6 protein-coding genes are annotated in these 6,373 nt (G+C 58.0%); all 6 read right to left on the bottom strand.

Annotated features, from left to right (window positions below):
- Window positions 1-35: 35 nt before the first annotated feature.
- Window positions 36-1,433, bottom strand: a complete 1,398-nt coding sequence (locus AAAB16_RS17645; RefSeq protein WP_340664492.1) for a sigma-54 dependent transcriptional regulator — start codon at window positions 1,431-1,433, stop codon at window positions 36-38.
- Between the two features lie 6 nt (window positions 1,434-1,439).
- Window positions 1,440-2,645 carry an ATP-binding protein gene (locus AAAB16_RS17640; RefSeq protein ID WP_340664491.1) on the bottom strand — a complete coding sequence of 402 codons (1,206 nt, stop codon included), beginning with the start codon at window positions 2,643-2,645 and terminating at the stop codon, window positions 1,440-1,442.
- A gap of 121 nt (window positions 2,646-2,766) precedes the next feature.
- Window positions 2,767-4,236: a sigma-54 dependent transcriptional regulator gene (locus AAAB16_RS17635; RefSeq protein WP_340664490.1), complete on the bottom strand. Its 1,470-nt coding sequence runs from the start codon at window positions 4,234-4,236 to the stop codon at window positions 2,767-2,769.
- 220 nt (window positions 4,237-4,456) lie between these two features.
- The gene (gene fliT, locus AAAB16_RS17630; protein WP_340664489.1) at window positions 4,457-4,756 is read right to left on the bottom strand and encodes a flagellar protein FliT; all 300 of its coding nucleotides are present in this window, start codon (window positions 4,754-4,756) and stop codon (window positions 4,457-4,459) included.
- Window positions 4,757-4,776: 20 nt separating this feature from the next.
- Window positions 4,777-5,157 (bottom strand): flagellar export chaperone FliS, encoded by a 381-nt coding sequence (fliS, locus tag AAAB16_RS17625; protein ID WP_340664488.1) that lies wholly within the window; start codon window positions 5,155-5,157, stop codon window positions 4,777-4,779.
- Window positions 5,158-5,283: 126 nt separating this feature from the next.
- Window positions 5,284-6,373: flagellar filament capping protein FliD (gene fliD, locus AAAB16_RS17620; RefSeq protein ID WP_340664487.1), on the bottom strand; the 1,090-nt coding region annotated here is incomplete at its 5' end.

Here is a 6,373-nt window from a genome sequence, read left to right as displayed (position 1 = left end):
CAGGTGCACCGTAGTCGCCCTACGACAGGCCTTGCTCAACTGGCAAACAAATACGCCTCAACATCCATCCCCGCATCGCGCATCTGCGCCAGCTTGTAGCGCAAGGTGCGCGGGCTGATGCCCAGGCGTTCAGCCGCTTCCTTACGGCGACCGCGCTCGGCACGCAGGGTGTCGATGATCATCTGAAACTCGTGCCGGCGCAGGTCATCGCCCAGCGCGCCGCTGTCGCTGTCTTCACTCATTGGCAGCATGGCGCTGCCGCTGGGGACTGCCACTAAGGTCGGCGCAGGCGCGACCAATGGCGCCAGGCCACTCAGGCACAAGTCTTGAGGCTGAATCATGCCGCCCTGCTGCAGAATCAAGGCACGTTGAATGGCGTTGTCCAGCTCGCGCACGTTGCCCGGCCATGGATAGCCGACCAGCGCACGCTCGGCGTCGGCAGAGAGACGGGCCGGGGCGTGGTTCATTTTCTTCGTGTGCTTGGCTAGCAGGCGTTCGGCCAGCGGCAAGATATCGGCAGTACGCTCACGCAGCGGACGCCAGCCCAGCGGAAATACCGACAGGCGATAGAACAAGTCTTCACGGAAGCGCCCCGCCGCCACTTCGCCGGCCAGGTCGCGGTTGCTGGTGGCCAGCACGCGGATGTCCAGGTCAATCGGCTTACGTGCGCCAACCCGCTCCACTTCACGCTCCTGCAGCACGCGCAGCAGCTTGGCTTGCAGGCCTAGGGGCATCTCGGAAATTTCGTCGAGCAGAATGGTGCCGCCTTCTGCCATCTCAAACTTGCCGGGCTGTGAGGCGACCGCGCCGGTGAACGCGCCCTTCTCGTGACCGAACAGCGTGGCTTCGAGCATATTGTCCGGAATGGCGGCGCAGTTGATGGCAATAAACGGTTTGCTTGCCCGCGGCGACTGCTGGTGGATATAGCGCGCCAGCACTTCCTTGCCGGTGCCGGACTCGCCGGAAATCAGCACAGTGGAATCGCTTTGCGCCACGCGCTTGGCCAGCTCCAGCAATTGCCGGCTGGCCGGCTCAAGCGCCACCGGACCATCACCGTCGTCTTTGCTCAGGCGGCCCAAGGCATGGCGCTCAACCAATTCCAGCAACGCTTTCGGTTCGAAGGGTTTAACCAGGTAATCGGCGGCACCGCGGCGCATGGCGTCCACAGCGCGTTCGACGGCGCCAAAGGCGGTCATCAGCAATACGGGCAGCTGCGGGTGACGGCTGCGGATCAGGCCCAGCAACTGGTGGCCGTCCATGCCCGGCATATTGACGTCACTGACCACCATGCAAAACGAGCCACGGGCCAATTCGGCCAGCGCCGCTTCGGCACTGTCTACCGCGCAGAATGCGTAGCCACCGATTTCCAACGTATCGGCCAGAGCCTCGCGCAGGGCGCGGTCGTCTTCTACCAACAGAACTTTGCTAGCCATGGACGGTTACTCCGGGGAAATCTGTGAAGCCACCGAGATCAGCGGCAAGACCAGAATGGCGCAGGTGCCGCGACCAGGGCGCGAACGCAATAACAGCTCACCCTGATGCGCCCGCGCCACGGCTTTGACGACGGCCAGGCCAAGCCCGGTGCCGGTGGTTTTGGTGGTGAAAAACGGTTCGCCCAGGCGAGCCATAGTGGTGGCATCGATACCCGGGCCGTTGTCGCTGATGCACAGGCGCAGGTTTTGCCCACGGACATAGAAGTGAACTTTCAAGTTGGCGCTGCGGCCGGCGGCTTGGATGGCGTTTTCCATCAAGTTGAGCACGGTGCCAACCAAGGTGTCGCGGTTGCACAGTAGCTCGCCGCCATGGGCATCGCACTGCCAGCGCACGTTCATACCTTGCACATGGGGTTCAGCGGCGGCGCGCAGGGCGTCATAGAGTTTTTTTGGCGCCAGGCGATCCGGCAGCGGCAGCTCGCCACGGGCGAATACCAGCATGTCGCGCACTTGGTGTTCCAGCTCATGCAGGCGCTCTTTCAGGCGACTGGCGAAACGTTGCTGCTGATCGACCGGCAACACCTGCTCGGTCAAATGGCTGGCATACAGCAAGGCGGCGGAAAGCGGCGTGCGAATTTGATGGGCCAGGGAGGCGACCATACGGCCGAGCGCCGACAGGCGTTCGTGACGGGCCAGTTGGTCTTGGAGCTGACGGGTTTCGGTGAGGTCGTTAAGCAGAACCAGCTGGCCCGGCTCGGCGGAGAGCGAGCGGGTGGCGATGGACAGGCGCCGGCCGTTTTTCAGCGATACTTCGTGGCCATCGTCTTTGCGCGGGGCAAAGTTGCGGGCGATCACTTCGCGCCAAAGCATGCCCACCAAGGGCTTACCGAGCAGAGCACAGGCTACGGGGTTGGCTTCGCGAACTACGCCATGGCCGTCGATAACAATAACGCCACCGGGCAGCACATCCAGAAGGCTTTGCAGGCGGTGCGCCAGGCGCTCCTTCTCGGCCAGCTCCTGCATACGCTGGGCGCTGACCAATGCCAGCTCACCCTTGAGCTCGGTGACCCGCGCTTCCAACAGGTTGTAGGAGTCACTGAGCTGGTTCGACATTTGGCTAAACATGGCAAACGCCTGTTCAAGCCCTTGGCGGCTAGTGGCCTCGATGTCGTCTGCAGCAGCGCTGGATGTTGGGAGTGCGGTTGGCTTCATGGTTCTCTCTCACACAGTGAGCCGCCATAAGACGGTCAGTCGAGAGAGTATTAGCAATACCCGTGCCTAAAAAAATATCCTTATTTTTCAAGGCACTATAAATAGCTTAGGAAATTTCGCGTCAATCATCCGACTCTTCGTCGTCGCGACGGCTCATACCGTACTTACGCATTTTCTCCACCAAGGTGGTGCGGCGGATGCGCAAACGTTCGGCAGCACGCGCAACAACACCACCGGCATCGTCCAAGGCTTGCTGGATCAGGCCCTGTTCGAGATTGCCCAGGTAATCCTTCAGGTCGAGACCTTCTGGCGGCAGCATGGCGGTAGAGTCGGTGCTTGGAACAGGAGAGTTAAAGGAGAAGCGCTCTTCCAAGTCGTCACGCACGCTGGTGGCCTGCTGATCATGCTCGTCATCGACTTGACGGAATTTCTTCGGCAGCTCCAGCACACCGATCACGCCATAGGGATGCATGATCGCCATGCGTTCCACCAAGTTGGCCAGCTCGCGCACGTTGCCGGCCCAATCGTGGCGGCACAGCGACATGATGGCGGCGGAGTTGAAACGGATCGAACCGCGCTTCTCCACTTCCATACGGGAAATCAGCTCGTTCATCAGCAGCGGGATGTCTTCCACACGCTCACGCAGCGGCGCCATCTCGATGGGGAATACGTTGAGGCGGTAGTAGAGGTCTTCGCGGAAGGTACCCGCCTCGATCATCTGCTCAAGGTTTTTGTGCGTTGCGGCGATGATGCGCACATCGGCACTTTGCGTCTTGTTGCTGCCTACACGCTCAAAGGTGCGCTCTTGCAGCACGCGCAGGAGCTTGACTTGCATGGGCAGCGGCATATCGCCGATCTCGTCGAGAAACAGCGTTCCGCCATTAGCCAACTCAAAGCGCCCTGCCCGGCTGGTAATCGCGCCGGTAAAAGCACCTTTCTCGTGGCCAAATAGCTCGCTTTCCAGCAATTCGGCGGGAATGGCCCCACAGTTGACCGGCACGAAGGGCGCATCGCGGCGCTTGGAGTGGTAGTGCAGGTTGCGTGCGACCACTTCTTTGCCAGTGCCGGACTCGCCGAGGATCAGCACGCTGGCTTCGGTGTCGGCCACCTGCGACATCATCTGCCGCACTTGCTGAATGGCACGGCTGGTGCCGACCAGGCTGCGGAACAAATTGGGCTCACGCGCACGCGCGCCGCGCGCCTGGTCGTACATTTCGCGGTAGACCTGGGCACGGTGCAGAGAGTCGAGAAGTTTGTTGTAGCTGGGGGGCATTTCCAGGGTGCTTAGCACCCTACGGCGGATATCTTCCGGCCATTCAGCAGGGGCCGCCTCGCCTACTAACAGGATGGGCACCTGCTCATCCCAAACGGCCAATTGCTTGAGCAATTCCAAGGAACCGCCTTTGACGGTGATATCGCCAAGCAACACGCAACCTACGTCGCGGGTGCTGTTGAGCGTCTCAACCGTCTCACGCCACGCCTGGCTGCTGCATGCCAGGTTTTCTTCCCCAAGAAAATTAAGAATTACCGCCAGATCACGGCGGCGTTCGCTGTTGTCATCGACCAGCAAGATTTTGGTTTCACGCCACATAGTGTCGGGTTCTAATCCTGGGAGTGAAGGAGGCGTCGATTAAAAAAAGATAAAAAGACGCAAGCAATTGGCCACTAGTAGAGTCAATTTTTTGTAAGCAGTCAATTTTATGACGTGTTTTTTTCTACCCAGTTCAACAAGGTACGACGTTGTGTTGGGAATTTAACGCAGAGGTATGTAGCTAACCCCCTTTGATAAGAGGTTAGCTACAAAGAATTGACTAGCCAAACATCTGATAGATTTTGGCGCTTTGACTGGATTTCACGAGCAAGGTCAGCTCTTCGCCTACGGCTTCACGCTTACGCACACACGCCGCGGTGAGTTGGCGGTATACCTCTACGAGCGCTTCCATCTGCTCGCGCAGCGCTTCTTCAATATCAGCACTGTCGGCCATGGCTGCACTGACCTGTTCACGGCAAGAAGTATCCAATGCGCCGATACGCTCCCAATCTTCCTTCTGAAAGGCGTCGATCAGGGCCAGGCGGGTAGTTTCTATCTGTTGCAGCACGGAATTTGCCATCTTTTTTCCCTCACCCAACATCACGGTGCAATCGCATCCCAACCGGATTTGACTTCACGCAACAGACCAGACACCTCGACCAGCGGGGTGGGATCATTGCTTTTGTTGGCTTCTAGCATGCGGGTGATCATGTATTCGTAAACACGGTCAAGATTCTGCGCGACTTCGCCGCCCTTGCTCATGTCCAGGCCTTCACGCAGACCGCCAACGATGCCAATGGCTTTGCTGATGAGTTCGCCTTTAAGCGAAGCTTGACCACGGGCCATGGCACCTTGCGCTTGAGCCAAGCGCTCCAGACCGCCTTCCATCAGCATCTGGATCAAACGATGGGGAGTTGCTTCAAACACTTGAGACGATACGCTCACTTGCTTGTACTGATTCATCGCCGCCATCGCTCTCATTTTGCAAACCCTCGTGAACCGTTGTTTCGATATTCAAGCTATCGGCGGGTTTCGCGGGAGCTTTAAGCCTGAGCCTACTTTTTCTTCATCAAAAAAAGCTATTGGTCAGGTGCTGATGAGTAGAAATTAACTCTTCTTGACCAGACCAGGCAGGCTGTCCAGCTGCGACGCCAAACTGTCGCTGGTGGTGGACAATTGCGAAACCAGTGCGTCCATAGCGTTGTATTGCTTATACAGCCGCGTTTGCAGCGCTGTCATGCGCAGGTCGAGATCTTCCTGCTGCTTGTCCAAACTGGTGATGGTGTTGGTCAGCGCAGTTGTGCGCTGCTCAAGAATGCCGCCACCGTCGGTATAGGGTTTGAGCTTAGTACTAAGACGATTAGCTAAGCCATCATCGCCAGTAAAATATGCCGCTACGCCCTCATAGTTCTCGGTAACAGCTTTATCCAACTTAGTACTGTTGACCTCAAGGGAGCCGTCTTGCTTCGTGGTAATCCCCAAGCTCGCTAGTGCTGAAATTGAGCCTGTGCCTGATTGAGCCGAGACTAACTCATTACGCACCGAGCTCACCAATGCACGAGCAGTGGAGTCGCCAGCTAAACCGGCGACAACCGGGTCACTGTTGGCAACCGTGGTGACCTTGGTCAACGAGTTGATAGTACTCATCATCTTGTTGTAGGCAGTCACGAAGTTCTGCACATTGGTTTTCACCGCAGTGGTGTTATCCGCCACGGTCAACGTCAGAGGCTTGTCGGTCTCGGTGGTGCCAGTGAGCTTGATGCTCACGCCATCGATGGCTTTATCGATCGTATTGGAGTCACTGACTACGTCCAAGCCATCAATGGTCAGCTTGGCGCTCTGGGCAGTGGAGATGGTCTTGCCGGCCTTCGCAACAGCTTTGTCATAGTCAGCAGTGGTGACGAAGTCGTTGGGATCCAACGTAGCGGACGGAAACGTCAGATCTTCCAACGAACCGCTGCCCGTACCCGTGCTGGTCCCCGTCATGGTGATGTCGTTGCCATCGCCCATCTTGGTGCTACTTAGCACCAGACGCGAACCCTGGCTGTCAGTGACGATGGTGGCGCTGATTCCCGCCGTTTTACCTTGGGAGTTAATCGCATCACGAACACCGGCGAGGGTGTTGTTGGTGCTATCGACATTGATCGTCAGCGCTGATTCGCTGCCGACCTTGATATTAAGCGAACCAGTATTGAAG

This window comes from Pseudomonas sp. (genome assembly GCF_037994325.1).
In the GTDB taxonomy this organism is placed as follows: domain Bacteria; phylum Pseudomonadota; class Gammaproteobacteria; order Pseudomonadales; family Pseudomonadaceae; genus Aquipseudomonas.
This window is presented reverse-complemented; position numbering and strand designations above follow the sequence as displayed.

Coding starts and splice junctions, on each gene's coding strand:
- AAAB16_RS17645 (WP_340664492.1), bottom strand. CDS start 1,433: ATGGCTAGCAAAGTTCTGTTGGTAGAAGACGACCGCGCCCTGCGCGAG.
- AAAB16_RS17640 (WP_340664491.1), bottom strand. CDS start 2,645: ATGAAGCCAACCGCACTCCCAACATCCAGCGCTGCTGCAGACGACATC.
- AAAB16_RS17635 (WP_340664490.1), bottom strand. CDS start 4,236: ATGTGGCGTGAAACCAAAATCTTGCTGGTCGATGACAACAGCGAACGC.
- fliT (WP_340664489.1), bottom strand. CDS start 4,756: ATGGCAAATTCCGTGCTGCAACAGATAGAAACTACCCGCCTGGCCCTG.
- fliS (WP_340664488.1), bottom strand. CDS start 5,157: ATGAGAGCGATGGCGGCGATGAATCAGTACAAGCAAGTGAGCGTATCG.